General features: G+C 49.4%; 13 protein-coding genes and 1 pseudogene. All 14 read left to right on the top strand.

Going from position 1 to position 21,920, the window contains the following annotated elements; all coding sequences use genetic code 11:
- Window positions 1–168 precede the first annotated feature (168 nt).
- Window positions 169–1,446 (top strand): glycosyl hydrolase family 8, encoded by a 1,278-nt coding sequence (locus ACYVBJ_RS20480; RefSeq protein ID WP_460984175.1) that lies wholly within the window; start codon window positions 169–171, stop codon window positions 1,444–1,446.
- 22 nt (window positions 1,447–1,468) lie between these two features.
- Complete coding sequence (locus tag ACYVBJ_RS20475) at window positions 1,469–2,620, top strand: alpha/beta hydrolase-fold protein (protein WP_460984174.1); 1,152 nt, start codon at window positions 1,469–1,471, stop codon at window positions 2,618–2,620.
- A gap of 54 nt (window positions 2,621–2,674) precedes the next feature.
- A complete protein-coding gene (locus ACYVBJ_RS20470) occupies window positions 2,675–4,600 on the top strand; it encodes an alpha/beta hydrolase-fold protein (RefSeq protein WP_460984173.1) in 1,926 nt (641 codons plus the stop codon).
- Between the two features lie 101 nt (window positions 4,601–4,701).
- Complete coding sequence (locus ACYVBJ_RS20465; protein ID WP_460984172.1) at window positions 4,702–5,817, top strand: endo-1,4-beta-xylanase; 1,116 nt, start codon at window positions 4,702–4,704, stop codon at window positions 5,815–5,817.
- Window positions 5,818–5,904: 87 nt separating this feature from the next.
- A complete protein-coding gene (locus tag ACYVBJ_RS20460; RefSeq protein WP_460984171.1) occupies window positions 5,905–6,957 on the top strand; it encodes a glycoside hydrolase family 43 protein in 1,053 nt (350 codons plus the stop codon).
- Window positions 6,958–7,076: 119 nt separating this feature from the next.
- Complete coding sequence (locus ACYVBJ_RS20455; protein WP_460984170.1) at window positions 7,077–9,596, top strand: glycosyl hydrolase 115 family protein; 2,520 nt, start codon at window positions 7,077–7,079, stop codon at window positions 9,594–9,596.
- A 395-nt stretch (window positions 9,597–9,991) separates the two neighbouring features.
- Complete coding sequence (locus tag ACYVBJ_RS20450) at window positions 9,992–11,383, top strand: tyrosine-type recombinase/integrase (RefSeq protein ID WP_460984169.1); 1,392 nt, start codon at window positions 9,992–9,994, stop codon at window positions 11,381–11,383.
- A gap of 5 nt (window positions 11,384–11,388) precedes the next feature.
- Window positions 11,389–12,261, top strand: a complete 873-nt coding sequence (locus ACYVBJ_RS20445; RefSeq protein WP_460984168.1) for a hypothetical protein — start codon at window positions 11,389–11,391, stop codon at window positions 12,259–12,261.
- 93 nt (window positions 12,262–12,354) lie between these two features.
- A complete protein-coding gene (locus ACYVBJ_RS20440; protein ID WP_460984167.1) occupies window positions 12,355–12,630 on the top strand; it encodes a helix-turn-helix domain-containing protein in 276 nt (91 codons plus the stop codon).
- Between the two features lie 10 nt (window positions 12,631–12,640).
- A complete protein-coding gene (locus tag ACYVBJ_RS20435) occupies window positions 12,641–14,029 on the top strand; it encodes a hypothetical protein (protein WP_460984166.1) in 1,389 nt (462 codons plus the stop codon).
- A gap of 689 nt (window positions 14,030–14,718) precedes the next feature.
- Window positions 14,719–16,335: pseudogene (locus tag ACYVBJ_RS20430) on the top strand (type I restriction-modification system subunit M).
- 8 nt (window positions 16,336–16,343) lie between these two features.
- Window positions 16,344–17,528, top strand: coding sequence for a restriction endonuclease subunit S (locus ACYVBJ_RS20425; protein ID WP_460984165.1), 1,185 nt, complete (start codon window positions 16,344–16,346; stop codon window positions 17,526–17,528).
- Window positions 17,525–20,713 carry a type I restriction endonuclease subunit R gene (locus tag ACYVBJ_RS20420; RefSeq protein ID WP_460984164.1) on the top strand — a complete coding sequence of 1,063 codons (3,189 nt, stop codon included), beginning with the start codon at window positions 17,525–17,527 and terminating at the stop codon, window positions 20,711–20,713. Before ACYVBJ_RS20425 ends, ACYVBJ_RS20420 begins: the two co-directional genes overlap by 4 nt.
- Window positions 20,706–21,398 carry a M48 family metallopeptidase gene (locus ACYVBJ_RS20415; protein ID WP_460984163.1) on the top strand — a complete coding sequence of 231 codons (693 nt, stop codon included), beginning with the start codon at window positions 20,706–20,708 and terminating at the stop codon, window positions 21,396–21,398. The genes ACYVBJ_RS20420 and ACYVBJ_RS20415 overlap by 8 nt, the downstream gene beginning before the upstream one ends.
- Window positions 21,399–21,920 lie beyond the last annotated feature (522 nt).

Raw genomic sequence — 21,920 nt, 5'->3', positions numbered from 1 at the left:
CCTCTTTGTCATCCCGAAGAATGACCGGGCCGCCGGAGCGGGGATCTTCCGTAGCCGGAGGGATTTTTATCCTCACCAGAAGATCCCCGCTCCGGCGGCCCGGTCATTCTTCGGGATGACAAAAAATGCGACCCTTAATACTCTCAAATGCAATACTCAACTAACTCTATGGTACACAAAACACAAACCAGAGGCAGACTCAAAATCAGTTTGTGGCTGATGCTTGCTGTGTTTTGTAGCAGTCAGATTACGGTTTTCGGGCAGCGTAAACAGATGAATCAGCCTGTTTACCGGAATCTGTTTCGGGAAGCGGGTTATAAACAGGCCGACATCGATGCGAAAGTGGCGAAAGCCTATCGCGATGTATTCGAAGGACCGAACAAGGTTTATTTCGAGGTCGGTGATACGATGGCTTACGTATCAGACGTCAAAAACAAGGACGCCCGAACCGAAGGGCTGTCGTATGGGATGATGGTCGCCGTGCAGCTCGACAAGAAAGACGTATTTGACCGCATCTGGCGCTGGTCAAAAAAGTACCTGCAACACCAGAGCGGCCCGCGTGAAGCCTACTTTGCCTGGAGCATTAACCCGCAGACCATGAAAAAAAACGCGGAAGGGTCGGCTTCGGATGGTGAGTTGTACTACATCACCAGTCTGTTGTTTGCCGCCAACAAATGGGGCAACCATACCGGCATCAATTATTACGGTGAAGCCCGGCGGATACTGGATGCGATGTGGAAAAAAGATGGAACCGGCAATATCTATAACCTCATCAATACCGAGCACAAACAGATTACGTTTGTACCGGAAGGCGGCATGTACAACTGGACCGACCCGTCGTACCATCTGCCCGCGTTCTACGAGGTTTGGGCCTTGTATGCCAAAGACGGCCATGAGCAGTTCTATAAAGAATGTGCCGATACGTCGCGGGTATTTCTGCACCGGGCCTGCCATCCGGTAACGGGCCTCAATGCCGACTATACCGAGTTCAGCGGTAAACCCCACGATACCCGATGGTCGCCATCGGCGTTCCGGTATGATTCGTGGCGGGTGCCGATGAACATCGCGATGGATTACGTCTGGTACGGCAAAGACAAAGCCTGGCAGGAAGATTACGCCAAACGCTTTCAGGGCTTCCTTCGTTCAAAAGGCATGGACACCTACGAGGACCAGTTTAACCTCGACGGATCCCGACCCGAATTTATCCTGCAGGCCGGACCGGTAAAAAAGCTCCGGCACTCGATTGGGCTGGTGTCTACCTCGGCAACGCTGTCGCTTATTAACAAGGATAAAAACAGCCAGGATTTTGTGCGTGCTTTGTGGAAGGCAAAACTGGAGCCGTTCGAGGATGGCTATTTTGATCCGTACTACGATGGCCTGATGTATCTGTTTGGGCTCATGCACCTGAGCGGAAAGTATCAGATTATTACTCCGCAGTCCCATTAACTAACCCAATACCAACCTTTTCATGAAAACACGAATCACGTTGATTGCCTGGGCTGCGCTGCTGACGGGTAGCGTTCAGGCCCAGGACGCGGGCGTCCCGGCATCGACCAACATTCCGGGTCAGAAATACCCGCAGATTCTGCCCGACAACCGCGTCATGTTTCGGGTGAAGGCCCCGGACGCGCAAAAAGTACAGATGGATCTGGGCCGGAAGTACGACATGGTGAAAGACACAGCCGGTTTCTGGACCGCTACTACGGACCCCATCGTGGAGGGCTTCCACTACTACTCCCTGCTTATTGACGGCGTTCCGGTTTGCGATCCGTCGAGTCAGACGTTCTATGGTATGGGCCGGATGGCCAGCGGCATCGACATTCCAGACAAGGACATGGATTATTACCAGCCCAAAAACGTGCCGCATGGTCAGGTACGTTCGGTCAGTTACTATTCCGACATGACCAAAGCCTGGCGTCGGGCCAACGTGTACACCCCACCCGGCTACGACGAAAACCCGAAAAGACGGTACCCAGTGCTCTACCTGCAGCACGGGTCGGGCGAAGACGAAACCGGCTGGCCTGGTCAGGGCAAGATGAATTTCATCCTCGATAACCTGATTGCGGAGGGAAAAGCGACACCGATGATCGTCGTGATGGAACGCGGGTACGCCACTGACCCCACCAAACCTGCCAGTACAACCGTCAGCGGCCCGGCCAGTATGAACAGCAATGTGTTCCCCGAGGTACTGGTGAAGGAAGTCGTGCCGATGATTGACAAATCGTTCCGGACACTGACCGACCGGGATAACCGGGCCATGGCGGGCTTGTCGATGGGTGGTTTCCAGACCTTCCAGACAACCATGACCAACCTCGACAAATTTGCGTACATCGGAGGGTTCAGCGGAGCGGGGCGTTTACAACCGGGAGCCGACATCAAACAAGCCTACAATGGAGCATGGGCGGACGCCGATGCGTTCAACAAGAAAATGAAGGTGGTGTATGTGAGCATTGGCACGAAAGAACCCGAGCGCATGTATACCGGCGTAAAAGGGTTTCACGAAGCCCTGGAAAAAGCAGGCATCAAACACGTGTATTATGAGTCGCCCGGTACGTCGCACGAGTGGCAGACATGGCGCCGGTCGTTGCGGCAGTACGCCAGCCTGATCTTTAAAAAATGATCGGCGTCTTTGTCATCTCAAACCAACTGATACTTACAAACACACTATATACGAATGAAACGACTCTTTCTGCTAGTAGCCCTTATCGGCATTTTCTGCAGTAACAGCTACGCTCAACCCGCCGACAAAGAAGCCCCCAAAGGCTTCGACCAGGTCCGTACCGGCATCGCTACGGGTAAACTCGATTCGGTCCAGTACGATTCCAAAACGGTAGGCACCAAACGTAAAGCGCTGGTGTACACCCCACCGGGATACTCCAAAAAGAAGAAATACCCCGTCCTGTACCTGCTGCACGGCATCGGGGGCGACGAAAAGGAATGGCTCAAAGGCGGTAGTCCGCAGGTTATTCTGGACAACCTCTACGCCGACAAAAAGCTGGAGCCGATGATTGTGGTGATGCCCAACGGCCGGGCTATGAAAGACGATCGCGCCGTGGGTAACGTCTTCGACCGGGAGAAAGTGGAAGCCTTTGCTACGTTCGAAAAAGATTTGCTCAACGATTTGATTCCGTTCGTTGAGAAAAAGTACTCGGCCCTGACCGACCGTGAGCACCGGGCCGTGGCCGGACTATCGATGGGTGGCGGACAATCGCTGAACTTCGGACTCGGCAATCTCGACCGGTTTGCGTGGGTGGGCGGATTCTCGTCAGCCCCGAATACGAAAGCCCCGCAGGAACTGGTGCCCAACCCCGAAGACGCAAAGAAGAAGCTGAAACTGCTCTGGATTTCGTGCGGTGATGCCGACGGCCTGATCACCTTCAGCAAGCGCTTACATGATTACCTGTACGAAAACAACGTACCGCACATCTATTACGTTGAACCGGGCGGCCACGATTTCAAGGTCTGGAAAAACGGGCTGTATATGTTCTCGCAGTTCCTCTTCAAACCGGTTGACAACGCATCGCTGACCAGATACACGGTTCTGGGAACACCAGCGGCCACGAATATACGTAACGCGAAGTACCCGCAGATTCTGCCCGACAACCGGGTCGTGTTTCGGGTGAAAGCTCCGCAGGCCCAGAAGGTACAGATCGACCTCGGCAAGAAGTATGATATGGTGAAAGATACGGCCGGTTTCTGGAGTGTCACGACCGATTCCATCAGCCGCGGTTTTCACTATTACTCGCTGCTCATCGACGATGTAGCCCTTGTCGACCCCGCCAGTGAAACCTTCTACGGCATGGGTCGGATGGCCAGCGGTATCGAAATTCCGGATCGGGAAAGTGGTTTCTACGCCCTGCGCGACGTACCCCACGGCGACATCCGTATCAAACGGTACCTGTCGAAAGCCTCGAATAACTGGCGGGAGATGTACGTCTACACACCACCGGGTTACGACAAATCGACCGAAAAATACCCGGTGCTGTACCTGCTGCACGGCGGGGGCGAAGACCAGCGCGGCTGGTCCACCCAGGGCCGTACCGACCTGATTCTGGACAACCTGATTGCCGACAAAAAGGCCAAGCCGATGGTAATTGTGATGCTCGACGGCAACATGAATATGCCCGGTGGTCTGGCCGGATTCAACGAGAACGTACTGAAGGCGTTTGAAAATGAACTCAAACAGGGGGCCATTCCCTTCGTGGAAAGCAATTTCCGGGTGGAAACCGACGCCAAGAACCGGGCGTTGGCAGGCCTTTCGATGGGTGGTTTGCAGACGCTCTACGCGGGTATTAAGAACACGAATATGTTCTCCTCACTGGGCGTGTTCAGTTCGGGCTGGTTTGCCAACAACCCCAAACTCACCGATCCGCAGTATGCCTTTATGAAAGATAACGCGTCAACAATCAATGGCAACCTGAAAAATTTCTGGATTTCGATGGGTGGCAAAGAAGACATCGCTTACCAGAACTGTCAGGTGATGATGAAAAAATTCGACGAGATGGGTGTCAAGTATACCTACAGCGAATATGCCGGTGGGCACACCTGGCCCGTCTGGCGGCACGATCTGATGATGTTCAGCCAGGTGCTGTTTAAATAAATGGCAGAGACGCCATCTTTCGTTTTTGGCCCCACCCCAAAGAATGAGGGATGACAAATAAGATATAGCAACGCATTGATAAATCAATCAGCACACTACGTATGCTCTTGCAAAAATACAACCTCGCCAAAAGTGCAACTGCTCTTCTGCTGGCTAGCCTTTCGGTAATACCTCATGCGACCCTCGCCCAAAAAATTCCCTCGCTGAAAGATGCGTTCCGGAAAGACTTTGGCATTGGTACGTCGCTGAATACGGCTCAGATTGAAGAGAAAGACCCGCAGATGACTGAATTCATCGTGCGCCAGTTTAACATGGCCACGCCTGAAAATGTCATGAAGTCGGGGCCTATCCATCCGAAATGGGATACGTATAACTTCGAGTTGGCCGACAAACTGGTGGAATTTGGGAAAAAGCACAACATCAAAATCAACGGGCATACCTTAGTCTGGCACAGTCAGCTGCCACCATTCATTCGTGGGATCAAGAGTTCCGATTCCATCCGCACGTTCTTCACCGAGCACATCAAAACCGTTGCCGGACGCTATAAGGGCAAGGTGTTCTCGTGGGATGTCGTCAACGAAGCGCTCAACGAAGATGGTACGATGCGCAAATCAGTTTTCCTGCAACACCTCGGCGACGATTTTGTCACGGAAGCGTTTCGGCTGGCGCAGCAGGCAGATCCTAACGCTGAGCTGTATTACAACGATTACAACAACGAGCAGCCTGCCAAGCGCGCTGGCTGCCTTGCCCTGGTGAAAAAGGTTAAAGATGCGGGTGTACGTATCGACGGCGTCGGCATTCAGGGACACTGGCACGTAGGCAAAGTTCCACTGAAAGACATCGAGGAAAGTATCCTTCAATACGCGGCTCTGGGCCTGAAAGTCATGTTTACGGAACTCGACATTGAAGTGCTGCCCCGCAACTTCCAGGGGGCCGAGGTAAGCCAGCGGATGACGGCCAATGCCGAATCAAATCCGTACGCCAACGGCCTGCCCGACTCGGTTCATCAGCAGTTAGCCGCTGATTACGAAGCACTTTTCAAACTGCTCCTGAAGCATAAGGACAAGGTGACCCGCGTTACGTTCTGGGGTGTGAACGACGGCGACAGCTGGCTGAATAACTGGCCCATTCGGGGCAGAACCAGCTATCCGCTGTTGTTCGACCGAACTAATCAGCCCAAACCGGCTTTTTATAAAGTAATTGCCCTAAAGAAGTAAGCCTTCAGCGACTATTTTTACCGAGCGTTGACGCCTACATTTGCCAATACGCCCGGCTATTTTTAACCGCCTGTAAATTAAAACCTAATGCAACGAAGCTACAAAACCCTTGCGCTGGCAGCCCTGATCGGTTGCTCCTTACCCGCATTTGCACAAACCAACGGCAACCGAACTCCAAAAGATAAGCCGCTGGTATCGCATATTTACACGGCCGACCCATCTGCCCACGTCTTTAACGGCAAAATTTACATCTACCCATCGCACGATATTGATGCCAAGGATGTCAAAGAGGATGATGAAGGCGGCCATTTTGCCATGCGCGATTACCACGTTCTGTCGATGGACAAGATCGGCGGCCCCGTGAAAGATAATGGCGTAGCGCTCGACATCAAAGATATCCCCTGGGCAGGACGCCAGCTCTGGGCTCCTGATGCTACGTTCAAAAACGGTACGTATTACCTCTATTTCCCGGTGAAAGACAAGCAGGATATTTTCCGCATCGGCGTAGCGACCAGCAAAAGCCCGACGGGGCCCTTCAAAGCTGAACCGAAACCCATTGCAGGGAGCTACAGCATCGACCCCACCGTGTTTCAGGATACCGATGGCAAAGCGTATCTCTACTTCGGGGGCATCTGGGGTGGTCAGCTACAACGGTGGGATGGTAACAAATACAATCCGAAAGGCGCACTGAAGCAGAAAAATGAAGTATCCTATCTGCCCCGCATTGCCCGGCTGAACGCCGATATGAAATCGTTCGCCGAGCCGGTCCGGGAGGTGAAACTTCTGGATAAGAATGGCAAACCATTTCTGGAAAAGGATAACGACAAACGGTTTTTTGAAGCCGCCTGGCTCCATAAATACAAAGGCAAATACTATTTCTCGTATTCGACCGGCGATACACACAACCTTTGCTACGCCATTGGCGATAATCCATACGGCCCTTTTACTTACCAGGGAGTATTGCTGAAACCCGTGCTTGGCTGGACCAATCACCATTCCATTGTACAGGTGGGAAACAAGTGGTATCTGTTCTATCACGACGTAGAACTCTCCGGAAAAACGCATCTACGTAACGTGAAGGTAACCGAGCTGACGTATAACCCTGACGGTACGATTAAACCGATTGACGCGTATAAATAAGCAATTCTTACGACCGACTCCCCGGTCCCCTCTTCATCGGGAGGGTGCCGGGGAGTCGGTCGTTACGGTGAGGAGCCAGCATACGCGGAAAAGCCAACCAGAACCAATTTAAACGAAACATGAACGTAACGCTGATTGCTACGTTAGTTGTACTCACTTCTTTTACATCGGGCTGGGCGCAGAGCATTCTTGCGGATAAGTCCTCGTTTGCCATTACTAGCGCGGTAATTTATGTAGATAGCAGCGAACCGGAACTCGTAAAAACAGCGGCAGCGCTCCTCCAGCACGATATTGAACAGGTAACTGGCAAAAAGATACCCATCGTTTCGGCAATCGATCAAATCCGGAAAAATGTGATTGGGATCGGTACACTCCCGCAGTCTTCCTTTCTCAAACAGCTGACTTCCCAGAAAAAAATCGACCCGACTATCATTCGTGGACAATGGGAAGCTTCGTTAATTCAAGCGGTCAGTAACCCAATAAAAGGCGTAGCGAATGCACTGGTCATCGCCGGAAACGACCGGCGGGGAGCGGCTTATGGCGTTTTCGAACTGTCGAAACAGATTGGCGTTTCGCCCTGGTACTGGTGGGCCGACGTACCCGTTCTGAAGAAAGCGGAGTTGTACATCAAGAGTGGCGTCACCATCACGGATGCGCCAAAAGTAAAATACCGCGGCTTGTTTATCAACGATGAAGCCCCCGCCCTTTCCAGCTGGACCAAAGAAAAATTCGGTGGGTTCAACCATGCATTCTACGAGAAGTTTTTTGAGCTGGTACTTCGGCTCAAAGGCAACTACGTATGGCCAGCTATGTGGGGCAACGCGTTTTATGCCGACGATTCCCTGAACCTAAAAGCAGCCGATACGTACGGCATTGTCATTGGCACCTCACACCACGAGCCCCTCATGCGGGCGCATGACGAATGGAGACGGGTTGGCGGGGGTCAGTGGAACTACGAAACCAACAAAGAGAAGTTGCAGCAATTCTGGCGGGACGGCATCCGGAGAGCGACGAATGAGAAGATTGTGAGCATCGGTATGCGGGGGGACGGAGACGCTCCGCTGTCGAGAGAAACCGCCACGACGCTCCTGGAACGTATCGTTGCCGATCAGCGCGACATCATCAGCGATGTAACAGGCAAACCGGCGTCCGAAACCCCGCAGTTGTGGGCGTTGTACAAAGAAGTCCAGGATTATTACGATAAAGGAATGCGGGTGCCCGATGACGTAACGCTGCTGCTTTCCGACGATAACTGGGGGAATCTGCGGAAACTGCCCAGGCTCGATGAGAAACCGCGTAAAGGAGGCTACGGAATCTACTATCATTTCGATTACGTCGGTGGCCCCCGCAATTACAAATGGGTCAACACCAACCCCCTGCCCCGAATCTGGGAGCAGATGCATTTAGCCTGGGAATATAAGGTCCGGAACATCTGGATTGTGAATGTAGGCGACATCAAGCCCATGGAGTTCCCGATTTCCTTTTTTCTGGACTATGCCTGGAACCCCGAAAACATTGACGCGGATGAACTGATGGCTTACTCAGAAAACTGGGCGGCAGCTCAGTTTGGTAAACCCTATGCCAAAGACATTGCTTTCCTGCTCGCCAGATACGGTAAATACAACTCCCGACGAAAACCCGAACTGCTGGACGCCAATACGTATAGTCTGGCCACAGGCGAATGGGAAGCGGTAGTCAACGACTATACGAACCTGCTGAAAAAAGCCGAAGCGATAAATAACGTATTACCCGAAGCCCATAAAGATGCGTATTTCCAACTGGTTCTGCATCCGATAAAAGCCTGTGCGAACCTGAACGCGATGTATTACTACGTAGCGCTGAACAGGCAGGCGCATCGCAATCGATGGAAAGAAACTAATCGCTACGCTGATAAAGTAAACGAGTTGTACACCAACGATTCGCTGATAACAGAGCAATACCACCGGCTGAACAAGGGCAAGTGGAATCACATGATGAGTCAGGCGCACATCGGGTATACGTACTGGCAGCAGCCTCCCCGGCAAAAAATGCCCCTCGTACAGTACCTGCCAGCCGACTCGGTCATGGCGACAGCGGGCAAAGTTACTCCCCTGCCCACTGTCAAACCCGGAATTTCCATTAACGCTGAGCAGTATACCAGCGTTGTAAACACCAACGGTATCAAGTGGAACGTACTACCGGATCATGGCAGAACCGGATCGGCCATAACTCCGTTTCCGGTAACCGCGAGCGAGCAAAAGCCCGGCGGAAATTCGCCCCATATCCAATACGACATTGTTACGGACCGCGAGGGCGAGTTTACAATCAATGCGTATTTCTCGCCTACCTTAAACCTGTTCAGGGATGAAAATGGCCTGCAATACGCTATCTCGGTAGACGATGAACAACCGCAGATCATCAGTTTGAACAAAGAAGATAAGACCAGCGACAGAGGTATCTGGAATAAGTGGGTTTCTGAAAATATCATTATCAAATCGTCTACCCACAAAATTACCAAACCCGGAAAACACACCCTGAAATTCTGGATGGTAAATCCAGGCGTCGTTCTGCAAAAAATGGTACTGGATTTTGGCGACCTGGAGCAAACCTATCTTGGCGTGGCTGGCCCAGTAGAACCGGCTTCAACGAAACAGAAATAAACGCGGGGAGCCGTTTCAACCAACGAAGTCAGAAGCCGGCTTTACTCCCTAAAATGATTCACCCCGGTGTCACCTTTTGAAGAAGTAACCACCGGGGTAGACCAAACCGGAAATTGACTTGCTGAGCCAGTGGAGGGATTCGAACGGCAGCGGTCCCGTCGGGGAACCGCGACGTTGCCGTTGCCCTTACGCATCCTGATCGCAAATCATAAAAAACATTTTATCAATACAGTTCCACTATCTGTGTTTATTGTTATATAATATTGATTGTCAACAATATAATAGCGTACCTTTTATAGATATTTATCGGCTATATTCGTTGTTTTTATACATTTGCATTGCACATCGCATTGCACAAGCAGTAGATATGCGATCCATTTCCAACCATACAGAATATGCAAGCCGCTACCGTCACCCTATTCTACGATACTCGCCGGAATACTGATAAATTATGTTTTGTCCGATTGTCTGTATATGCCGACCGTAAGCAAAAGTTGTATTCAACTGGCGAAAAGGTCACGGCCGACGACTGGAAGTTTTTAGAACGCACTAAGGGCGGTCTACCTGGGACGGTAAAAGATGAAAAAAGACGTAAGCTATGGGGGCAGTTTTATGGCCGCTTTACTGACGAATCCGGTCAGCAACAGGAAGGCCATTTGATTCGTGCTCAGAATATCATAAACCAGTTAGGCAATCGGTTCACCTTCGATGCTTTTGCAGATGCGTTAGCCAACTATGGTAAGCAGGAAACGCCCACAGAACAAACTGACGTCATTACAACACTAATGGCCAAGGCTGCCCTTATGAAGAAGCAGGACCGAATTGGCAATGCCGAGCTATTTGAGCTTTCGGCTAAATCTTTACAGCGTTTTGTAAACTCATTTGGCGACGAGGAAAGGAAAGAATTCCTAAATATTCCCGTTCCTCGTCGCAAGACGACCGAACTCCGTACCGATCCAACGCTTCGCTTTGAGCATTTGACACCAGAGTTCCTCACCACTTACGAGCAATGGATGCAGCAGCATGGCAACCTTAGAAACCCAAACAAAGGCACTAGCCTAACTACTATTGGTATCTACCTGCGGCATCTACGGGCCATTGTTAATGATGCGATAGAAGCGCAAGTGATGTCTCGTACAGCCTACCCATTCGGGCCAAACGGATATGTGATACCCGCGGGCTCCAACCCCAAAAAGGCCCTACATAAGTCGGATATTGACAAAATTAAGTTCTATCAACCAATATCCGGCACAATGGAGCAGCGAAGCCATGATTTGTGGTTATTCACCTACTACTGCAATGGAATTAACTTAACTGACATTTGCCACCTTACATGGAGCCAGGTGGATCTACAGGCCGGAAAAGTTTCATTTGTTCGCCAGAAAACCAGCCGAAGCAGAAAGCAAAATCAAACGCAGATAATAGCCCACTTACGACCCGAAACGCTCGCTATCATTAACCGATGGGCATCTGCTGAACGCTCCTCCAATAGCTACGTTTTTTCTTTTCTAGCGCCTGGTATGGACGCTCAAAGACGTAAAGACGTTGTGAAGCAAATTACACTCATCACAAACCGATGGATGCGTAAGATAGCCCAATCACTGGGTATTCAGGATGATGTGACTACTTATGCAGCACGCCATTCCTTCGCTACGGTACTCCTGAAATCCAATGCCTCATTGGCTTTTATATCCAAGTCACTTGGCCATACTAATCTAAAAACGACCGAAAGCTATCTGGGCTCTTTTGACGACGAGGAAGCAAAAGTGTTCTTAAATGCCTTATAAAGCCAATGCCAGACAATCTCTCAATCTCTTTTCGAAGTATATTTAAGGAGGTTACTCAACAAGTTCTAGATGACAAATGGACGGTGTTTGGGCAGGCTCATACCTGGCAGGAGGTTTTTCCCTATCCTGATCTCTCGACTCTACCTAGAGCCACCTTACCTCGTCTTATCACTAACGCCATTAGCATCCGTATGCCATCACTGCGTGAGCAACAGTTAACATGGTCATTATGGGCAACAGAGTTCTTCAATCGCCACAAAGAGCGTGTAAGCCAGAATCGGAACAATATGGAGCGACACCTAGCAGATGAATTGGCAGTTTGGAATAGAAATCATCCTGAAAAGAATGAGCAGTTACCTCTAGAGAAAATGTTTCGTGAATGGCTTACTCATGTTGAGCATTTATCATTAAAAGAGTTTGCCACATTGGCTATTGGGCCAACTACTGCCCGCGATTTTCTGACGCCTAAATTCGACGAACTGAAAGAAAGATATGGAATAAAGCCGGTCGTTGACAAAAAACACAAGCAGTCAACGACTATACTAATTAAAAAAGAAGCTCGTCTCAAACTTATAAACGAGATTCTGCCCTATGTTAATGAGGCACAACACATCAACTTAAAAAGTTTAATCGATGAGGGAAAATCGCCTAGCGAGCCCATTATTTGCGATTGTGAGCAGGTGCGATTAGGAGAAATATTTTATGAAAGGGTGAAGGCCAAACAAAAACAAGAAAGACAAATAGAAGCAGACAAGACACAACTAGCCCGATGGATACACGACAACTTTAGGCGTATTGAATCGGGAACCATCAAAAAGTTGTCAGAATCAACCCTGCTTAACCACCTGAAAGGCAAAGGATTCGCTCAATATCGATAAAACTTTTTTATATCCCGTTTATATCCCGCGACTTGAGCGGGATATTTTTTGTCTATTCTCTTTATGCCGGATTTATTAAAACGCACTCCGGCTATGGCCATAGAAAACCCATTTGCAGACATTGCTCGACGGTTAGATTTAATTGAGGCACTTCAGGCCCAAACGCTACAACTTCTTCGTAGCACAACTACCTCCCAACCAACCACTGACGACGAAGCGCCCCTTACTGTTCAGCAGGCCGCAGACTTCCTGAATATTTCCCGTCAGACCATCTACCAGAACATTACCAAAATACCCCATCGAAAACGTCACGGGCGGCTCTACTTCTTCAAAGCCGAACTAGCTGAGTATTTAAACAAAGCAGTTTAACGGTAGGCTTATGCTGGACGGAATTGAAACCGATCGGGCCGCCGTATGCGATAGATACCTCATCCAACGGCTGAATATCAAAATGCCCTTCTCGCCAACGGACGGAGAGTTACGTTACGATCAACCGCTGATCCCCATTACTTACAAAGGATTGCACTTATATGGTAAACCGCGAGGTAGTTACAACGGCCAGCCCAATACAGAGCGATACTGGTTTCGCGTGCGTGGGTCGCTTATCAAGGTCGCTAACCAGGGGGTTCACAATCACGATGCTAAAGACCCTTTTGAGGTGTTGTATGCCCTGGATGATTTCATTACTTATCTGCGTCTTGATGCCTTTAAAACGCCTTTAAATGGTCTTGAACTATCAGCGACGATACCGGCGGTTAATCCTGAACAAGTTCGCTCTTGCATGGTGTCTTACCTCAACTGTCGGCCTAACTTCAAACAAATAAGCCGGGACGGACAACAATTACCTTACGCTGAGGTTGACGCTGGCCAGCACAGACTCAAATTATACTCACCCATAACAGGCACACTGCGAGTTGAGGTGAAGATCGACAAAATGCAGTTCTTAGGTAGTAAGCGGCCACAAACCTTCGCCGATCTGGTACTACCTGATTATACGGCGTCGTTGGCGACTAAACTATTAGCAGCTTTTAATAAGATCGCTTGGAAGTGTCCTGAGTTCAACCTGGACAGCCTGACGGTTGCTGAACGGGAGTTGTACCTGCAGGGGCAGTTGTATAATTACTGGCAGGTACGCCGTCAACAGTACGCCAGCCCAACTGAGTTCAAGCGTGTCGAGAAACAGAGGAGCCGGGAGAAGCAAAATTATAACCAGATTGTCCAACGTTACTGGGTAGAGGAACCACCTGCCGAACTACAACGACGACTACACCATCAACTCGAGCACTACGACGGACTGATTCATACCAGCCTATACAGAACGTTACTCGACATCTGCCTGGAGCGTTGGCAGTACCTCAGCAACTATCCGCTCATAGACCGACTACCTAACCGTCTCCGTTTACCGAATTTGTCGGAAATCTACCCTTTATACTTTGGTAGATTTCCGACAATCCAAAACGCGCCAGGCAAACGGCAACTTGACGGATCAAGTAGATGGACTGTTAATGAACTCCGGCGCTTGGAAAAGGGGCTTAACTCGCCGGTGGGAATACACTATTCGCCTGATCTGCTCAAGAAGATGTTATCGGCTAAGTCACTGGTTGCACTAAGCTATAGAGATAAGACGTTAGACCAGTTGCGTAACTCTGCTAATCGACCTACTGCCATTACCAGACAGTTGTCGATTACTCGGCTTATTGAAGGTAAAATAGAACTGGCAGCAAGACGCTCCACGAAGGAGAAGGGGCAAGCCGTTGCCGGATGTTAACCCCCATTAATGCCGCCAATTCTATTTCGGTAGCAAATATATAAACCGACAAGAAAAGTGGTTTATGGGCGGCTCGGAAACTGTCGGTCGATAGCTTCCTAACCCAATTTGTAAACCCTTTTAGGGCTGATTTTGCTAAGTTACCGAAACTGGCCGAAAAGGAGGTTATAGAGTCATATTTTATCAATTCGCAGAGAAAGATGCGTGTTATATGACGTTACTAGCCCCATTGGCGCGTATATGTAATGCGTTAATAGATTAACTATCAGAGTATTGGCAATTTCAAGGCTAAATGACCAATAAACGAGTAAAAAAAGGACCTTGGGGCAGTTGCAGAGGCCATTTTTGAGGCAATAAGGAAAAGCGAAATAAGGGCCTTAGCGTGACTACCTCAGCGTTTCTTACCCGATAAGAGCACTGGTGTCTGACTGATTAATAAACCTCAACTTGCTGCCCGAATACGGACCAGCAGCCGGTAGGTAGCTTGTCATAAAAGGCACATGAGCGATAGCAGGGATTACCGGTTTGAAGCTCCCAAGGGACTGGCCCGATTTTATACTGCCCCCCCTTCTATCAGCTCATGCTGGAAAAAGAATGCTTATTTTTAAGAGTCTGGTAGGCTGAACAGTTTTGAAAGTTCCTACCTATCTAAACGGCCTTTCCGCTATATTCACCGTTTGATAGATCAAATGCAGGATGGTTTTTGTCGATTCATTAGAAACTTGGCAAAACCGCCTTCCTCTTCTACTATGCCCAAATTAGATTTACAGACTCTCGAATCCTGGCTCTGGGATTCGGCCAATATATTGCGGGGCAGCATCGACAGCTCCGACTTTAAAAATTACATCTTCGGGTTGCTCTTCCTCAAACGCGCCAACGACGTGTTTGACGAGAAGGTAGAGAACCTGATGGAATGCGAAGGATATACGCGTGAAGAGGCTGAGGAAGCCACTTATTTCAAGATGCCGCTACAAGCGCGTTGGAGTGAGTTGAAAAAGGCGACCGAGAACATTGGGGTGGCGCTCGATCAGGCGTTTGCTGCCATAGAAGAAGCCAACCGACAGTTAGAAGGCGTTATGACGGCCACTAAATTCGGGGATAAAGAAAAACTATCCGATGAAACGTTACAACGACTACTCCGGCACTTTAATCAGCATTCATTACGTAACGCTGACCTATATACGCCAGACCTTCTGGGAGACGCTTATGAATACCTGATCAAACAGTTTGCCGACGACGCGGGAAAGAAAGGGGGCGAGTTTTATACTCCTCGTGGCGTAGTGAAACTGATTGTTGGTTTAATAAAGCCTCAGCCAGGCAACGAAATCTATGACCCGACCTGCGGATCGGGCGGTATGCTTATCGAATCGGCGCGATACGTGGCTGAACAGCCAGGTGGCAGGGCCGGTAACATCGTCAACGTTTCGCTGTTTGGGCAGGAGAAAAACATCGGTACCTAGGCCATCGCCAAGTTGAACATGCTGTTGCACAACTTCGACAGTGCCGATCTCCAAAAAGGCGATACGCTGGTGAACCCTCAGCATAAGAACTCGGATACCGAGTTGCGACTCTTTGATCGAGTAATCGCCAATCCGCCATTTTCACAGGACCGCTGGTGGACGCCTGCAGAAGTGAACCTGCCCAAAAAACTGGGTAAAGACGGTAAGGAGAAAGAAGTAACGCCCAACTATGCTACTGCTGTGACGGACAAGTTTGGGCGGCTACATTATGGTATTCCGCCACGAGGGTATGCCGACATGGGGTTTTTACAGCACATGCTGGCCGTACTTCGGCAAAATGGCCGCATGGGCGTGGTGCTGCCTCACGGTACGTTGTTTCGAGGGGGAGCAGAAGGGAGTATTCGTGAGAAACTGCTGGAAGCTGGACTTGTGGAAGGAATTGTGGGCCTGCCCTCGGCGCTGTTCTACAATACAGGTATTCCGGCGGCTATCTGGGTGCTGGCTAAACCCAAACCGGGCGAACCACGTAAGCCAGTACGTATCATCGACGCCAGCCAGGAGTTCAAGGAAGGCAAGAACCAGAATGAACTGGAAGACCGACACGTGGAGCGCATTATAGCCGCCTACGACGCAGGACAGGACATTAACAAGTTTATGAAGGTGGTTGACCTAGCCGATATTAAAGCCAACGACTACAACCTCAATATCTCGCGCTATGTTGACCGCAGCGAAGCCGCCGAGGTGATTGAACTGGCCGCCGTTCATGCGGCCTTACGTGAATTGGAAGCTAAAGAAGCTGAGATTGACGCTAAACTGGAAAGTCTGCTGGAGGAGATTGGATTATGAACAACGGAATGAAGCAGACAGCGATTGGAGAAATTCCCGAGGAGTGGGAGATAAAAAAGTGGGTGGACATTTGTGAGATCTGTTACGGAAAGGAACAGAGAGGGGTGGAGGACAAAGATGGCCTGTACAAAATTTTCGGAACTGGTGGTCCCATGGGCAATGCGAATCGCTTTTTATATAACCAACCATCAGTATTAATTGGAAGGAAAGGTACAATTGATAAACCTTTTTTTGTAGAAGAGCCTTTTTGGACGGTTGATACTTTATTCTATACAAAGATCCCTGAATTTGTAGACCCAAAATGGTTCTACTATGTGGTGACTTCAACACCTTTAAAAAAATATAATGAGGCTACTGGCGTCCCAAGTTTAAGTCGCACGAATTTATATCAAATCTTAGTTGGCCTTCCTCCTCTCGCTGAGCAGCAGAAAATAGCCGAAATTTTGTCGACGGTGGATGAGAAGATTTGCGTAATTGACGAGCAGCTAGCCAAAACCACCGAACTCAAAACCGGCCTGATGCAACGCCTACTCACCAAAGGCATTGGTCATACGGATTTCAAAGATTCACCGCTGGGCGAGATTCCGAAAGAGTGGAAGGTGCTTCAATTAGGAGAAGTTCTACGATTGGTCGAACGCCCAATTAAGATGAATGATGATACGTCTTATGAGCTTGTGACCGTTAGAAGGCGCTATGGAGGAATTGCTCCAAGAGGGCAATACCTAGGTAAAGATGTAAAGGTGAAAAGTCAATTTATAGTCCGTGAAAATGACTTCTTAATCTCCAAACGGCAAATCGTTCATTGTGCATGTGGATTAGTACCGGCTGAATTAGATGGGGCCATTGTTTCAAATGAATACAGCGTATTTAATGCATTGCCATATCTAGATTTGTCTTTCTTTAACTACTACGTACAACGGCCTGATATTCAAAAGTCTTTTCTCTTATCAAGTGATGGTGTACACATTGAAAAGATGCTGTTCAAAGTACGTGATTGGGTTAAGACTTTGGCTTCAATTCCTCCTATTGCCGAGCAGCGCCAAATCGCTGAGTTGTTGACAACGGTAGACGAGAAACTTCAGGTGTTACAAGACAAGAAGGAACACTATCAAACTCTCAAGCGTGGCCTAATGCAACAGCTTCTTACCGGTAAACTGAGGGTGCCAGTGGCCCAGGATGTTGTAGCAGTATGAGTCAGGGGCCTGAGTTTATTCAGTCGGAGCAGCCCGCTCTGCTTCTCTTGCAGCGACTTGGCTATCAGTGTCTGACTGGTGTCACTCCGTCAGCCGAGCGGCCCGATGCCGGAGAGGTCGTGCTGGCTGGCCGGTTGAGGGAAGCCATTAAGCAGCTTAACCCTGACCTGGATGCTAACAACCAGCAACGGGCTTACGAGCGCATTACGCAGGTCGTGGCTACGTCGCTTATGGAGGCCAACCAACGTGTTTGGGACTTACTGCGGGGAAATGAGTTCACCTTAAAGCAGAACCTCAACGGCCGCGAAACCTTCGTGCCCGTTCGCTACATCAATTACGATAAACCCGAAACCAACGATTTTCTGGTAGTCAACCAGATGCGGTTCCGGGGGCGTACCTTCACTGCCATTCCCGATTTAGTCATATACGTCAACGGCCTACCGTTGGGTATTATCGAATGCAAAGCCGGAAGCGCGTCGGGAGCCTGGGATAGCGCCTGGAACGATCTGGACGCTTACCAGCGCAACAACGAGCGGTTATTTCACTATAACCAAATCTGCGCGGGTATCTGGCAGGTAGGCGGCCGGTACGGGGCTATTAATACGCCACAGGCGTTTTACTCGCATTTCCGAGCCGATAACGACCCTGATCTCAACGCCCTGCTTGATGGCCGAACTCCTACGGAGCAGGATATTTTGATTTACAACCTGTTTCGGCCTGATCGGCTATTAGATATCATTCGTCATTTCGTTTTGTTTGAACTGGACGAAGGTCGGACCATTAAGAAATTGCCGCGTTATCAGCAAGTACGGGCTGTAAACCGCACTGTTACCAAGCTGCAACAGAAAAAGCAGGGTGGAGTGGTTTGGCACACGCAGGGCAGCGGTAAGTCGCTCACGATGGCGTACCTCATCCGCAAGCTCCGCGCACCAGAATACGGGTTCGATAACCCTACTATACTTGTATTAACCGACCGTAACGATCTCGACCAACAGATTACCAGTACCTTCCAGAATATTGGCTTCAAAGGCGTACAACAGGCCTCCTCAGTTGCTCATCTGGATAAGCTGCTGCGTAACGACTACGGCGGAATTATTACCACCACACTACAAAAGTTTCAGCAGACCGACAAGAACGCAACCGGGGATGACAAGCCCGATGATGACGGCTTTACTCGCACTGACCGCCACATCGTCGACAATCTGTTAGTGCAGGTACACAAAGCCCTTCGTGACGGAAAATGGACCGAGGTGAGCCGGGAAGAAATTCCGCTGGAGGTTCTTTCAATTAAGGAGAATCTTTACGTGCTGGTCGACGAAGCCCACCGCAGCCACTATGGGTTCCTGGCTGCGTTTATGCGCTGTGTGTTACCCAACGCCAAGTTCATCGCCTTTACCGGTACACCCATCTCAAAAGAAGACAAGTCTACCCTGGCCGAGTTCTACGGCGAGGACTACCTTGACGTTTATACCATAAAAGAGTCGGTGACCGATGGGGCCACTGTCGAACTTCTCTACGATGCCGGAATCGCTCGTTTAGACGTAAAGAAAGCCGAGCTAGATGCAGCGTTTGAGGCCAAGTTTGCAAACGAGCCCGAAGAGAAGAAAAGCAAGCTGAAAGATGCCGCCTTGCGAAAATACCAGTTTTCGGCAGGTCGAATCCGGGATATCAGTAAGCACTTACTAACCCACTACGGCGATAAAATTTACCCCGACGGCCACAAGGCCATTCTAGTCTGTACAGGCCGACAGGCGGCTTTGGCTTATCAGCAAACCATTCTGAATTTGCAGCGAGAGGGGTTTCACAATTTTAAAACCAGAGTCGTAGTCAGTCTTGGATCGGCCAAATCCGACCCCATCATGGCAGACCACCTGGAGCGGGTAGCCTGGAATAAGGAAAACCCGAATGACTCACGGCCAATCCTGATAACGCCACCCGAAAAGGTAAAAGCCGTTACCGACAACTTTAAGTTGCCCTTCGGGAATGAAAACGAGCTGGACAGTTCAGGTAAAAAGAGAAAGTACGACAATACGGCTATTCTGATCGTGTCGGACATGCTCCTGACCGGTTATGACGCGCCTATTGCAGGGGGGCTCTATCTGGATAAGCCCCTGAAAGAACACAATCTGCTTCAGGCTATCGCCCGTGTTAACCGGACGTATAGAAGCAAAGCCGCAGGCTTTATTGTCGATTATTGCGGCATTACAAGCGACCTCATCAAGGCATTGGAAATATTCTCTGGCGACGTACGTCCAGATGATATTCTTCGAAACCTTAACGACGAAATACCCAAGCTAGAGCTAAACCATGGCAAGCTGTTGAGTTTTGCTAAGCCCATTAAACTAGACCGTCACTACCAACGTGACGCGTTCATCGACACCTTCATTCGATACATCGAGCCCATTCATCTACGTGATCAGTTTAAGGAGTTATTGAAGGCCTTTAACAAGTCGATACACATAGTCCTGCCCAATCAGGCCGCTATGAAATACCGGTCTGACTTCAAGTTGTTCAATGAGATTAAACTGAAAGCCCGAAATGCCTACCCAGATGACGAGGAGTTGAAAGTTAGCACCAACGAAAGTCGGATGCTTCAGCAATTGATCAATGACCACTTGGTTGCAGAGGGCGTCCAAAATCTGCTAGCTGAACCCGTATCGATTATTGATCGCGAAAAATTCAAAGCCGACATTCTCAATGCGTCCCCGGCTACGAAGGAGTTGAAGATGCGCAACCAACTCAAGTACACGATTCGTGTTGGCATGGATCGCAATCCTGACTTCTTCAAACCCTTAGCGCAGCGTTTAGATAACCTGTTGAAAGAGCATGAAGCGGGGCGTATTGACCAGGTACAACTCCTGATTGGATTTACCCAGCTTCAGGACGATCTGATCAACGAACAGAGGGCAGGACAAGCGCAGGGTTTCACTTCCCGCCAGCAAATTGATGTGTTCAATGCCCTAACTACCCTCTTCAATGAACACGCGGCCGAGACGACCAAACAGTTGTTCGCCGGTATTGATTGGGAGTTAGGCGTTGTTGGCTGGGAAGGGAAACCCGACGTGCGTTACGCAATGGAGCAAAAAATCGGTCGTTTGTTAAAGGATAAGATACCCGTATTTAGCGACCGTCAGAAGAAGGCGAAAGAATTAATAGAGTTGCTCAAAAAAGATAAGAATGCCTAACGTATCTTACGGCGAACGGACTATCTGCTATATATTGCAGGACTGCCCAGAAAGCAAGGCCCACTATATTAGTGTGTCGCGAGATGAGGGCGTTGTGCTAAAAGGCCCCCGATTGTCATCGGCTCAAGCTGACATCTTGGTATTAAAGAAAGCCCGTTGGATTCTGGATAAGATGGAGCTTGTACGAGCCAAAGACTCAGAAGTTATAGTAACCGGCTCTCGTATAGCCTATCTCGGCAAACATTATTACACCGAAGTTGTAGTTGACCCTACGTTGACTAAGGCGCAGGTTGATTTCAACCACTCCCGTTTTCGCATTCAGGTTAATTCCGAGGCCGATAAACAGGCCGCAATACGGGAAGCGTTAGATGCGTTCTTTCGAGTAAAGGCCCATGAAAAGCTTACGGCTCGCGTCAAGCAGTGGGCAGCAAAAACGGGGCTGTCCAATCAGGACCTCAAGTTTCGTCAGATGGCCAAACGGTGGGGAAGTTGTACAGATGGTGACGTCATAATCCTCAACCCCGAAGTCGTTAAACTCCCCTACACCCTCATCGACTACGTAATTGTGCACGAGCTGTGCCATATCAAAGAGAAAAGCCACTCCAAGGCGTTCTGGGCTGAGCTTTCCCGGCACCTCCAAGACTGGAAGGAGCTAGATGCCCGAATAAGCCGATATAAGCTGTAAATAGGAACTCCGTACTACTACTATCAATTCGTTGCAATCTTATAAGTACGTGTTACAACCCACAATAAGACCCCCAGTCATAGTCGGACGTTAGTATATGACCATCCTTGATTGCACTTCGTCGCATGATACCTTCATAGTGATAGCTTGCTTTTCAAGCACTTTCATTGGAGCTTGATTACATAAAACGGGATGTCAAAAGCCGGGGTAGCTTGAACGTAGCAAACGCGTATTAAGTAATGGCTTTTGAGGAGACTGTATTTTTGTTCTACCCCAGTATGTTTGGCCTAATCAATACTGGACTTCAGCCAAACGTCGCTCAATGTCATTATGGAGTAAAAAACTGATAATGTCGACTATATATTCAAAATCTGGCCTACAAGCCAGTTATTATAATTATTGATACGTGAATAGGTACGTAATACCTGTATCTTGTGGTCACGATGACAAACTACAAACAGACTGAATATGAAGTCCTGCGCCGACGATGTGCTGCCCTCCATCAACAGGGCTGGAAACAGG

The organism is Spirosoma fluminis, from assembly GCF_054778895.1.
The sequence above is the reverse complement of the archived record's forward strand: the minus strand, read 5'-3'. Positions and strand labels throughout refer to the sequence as shown.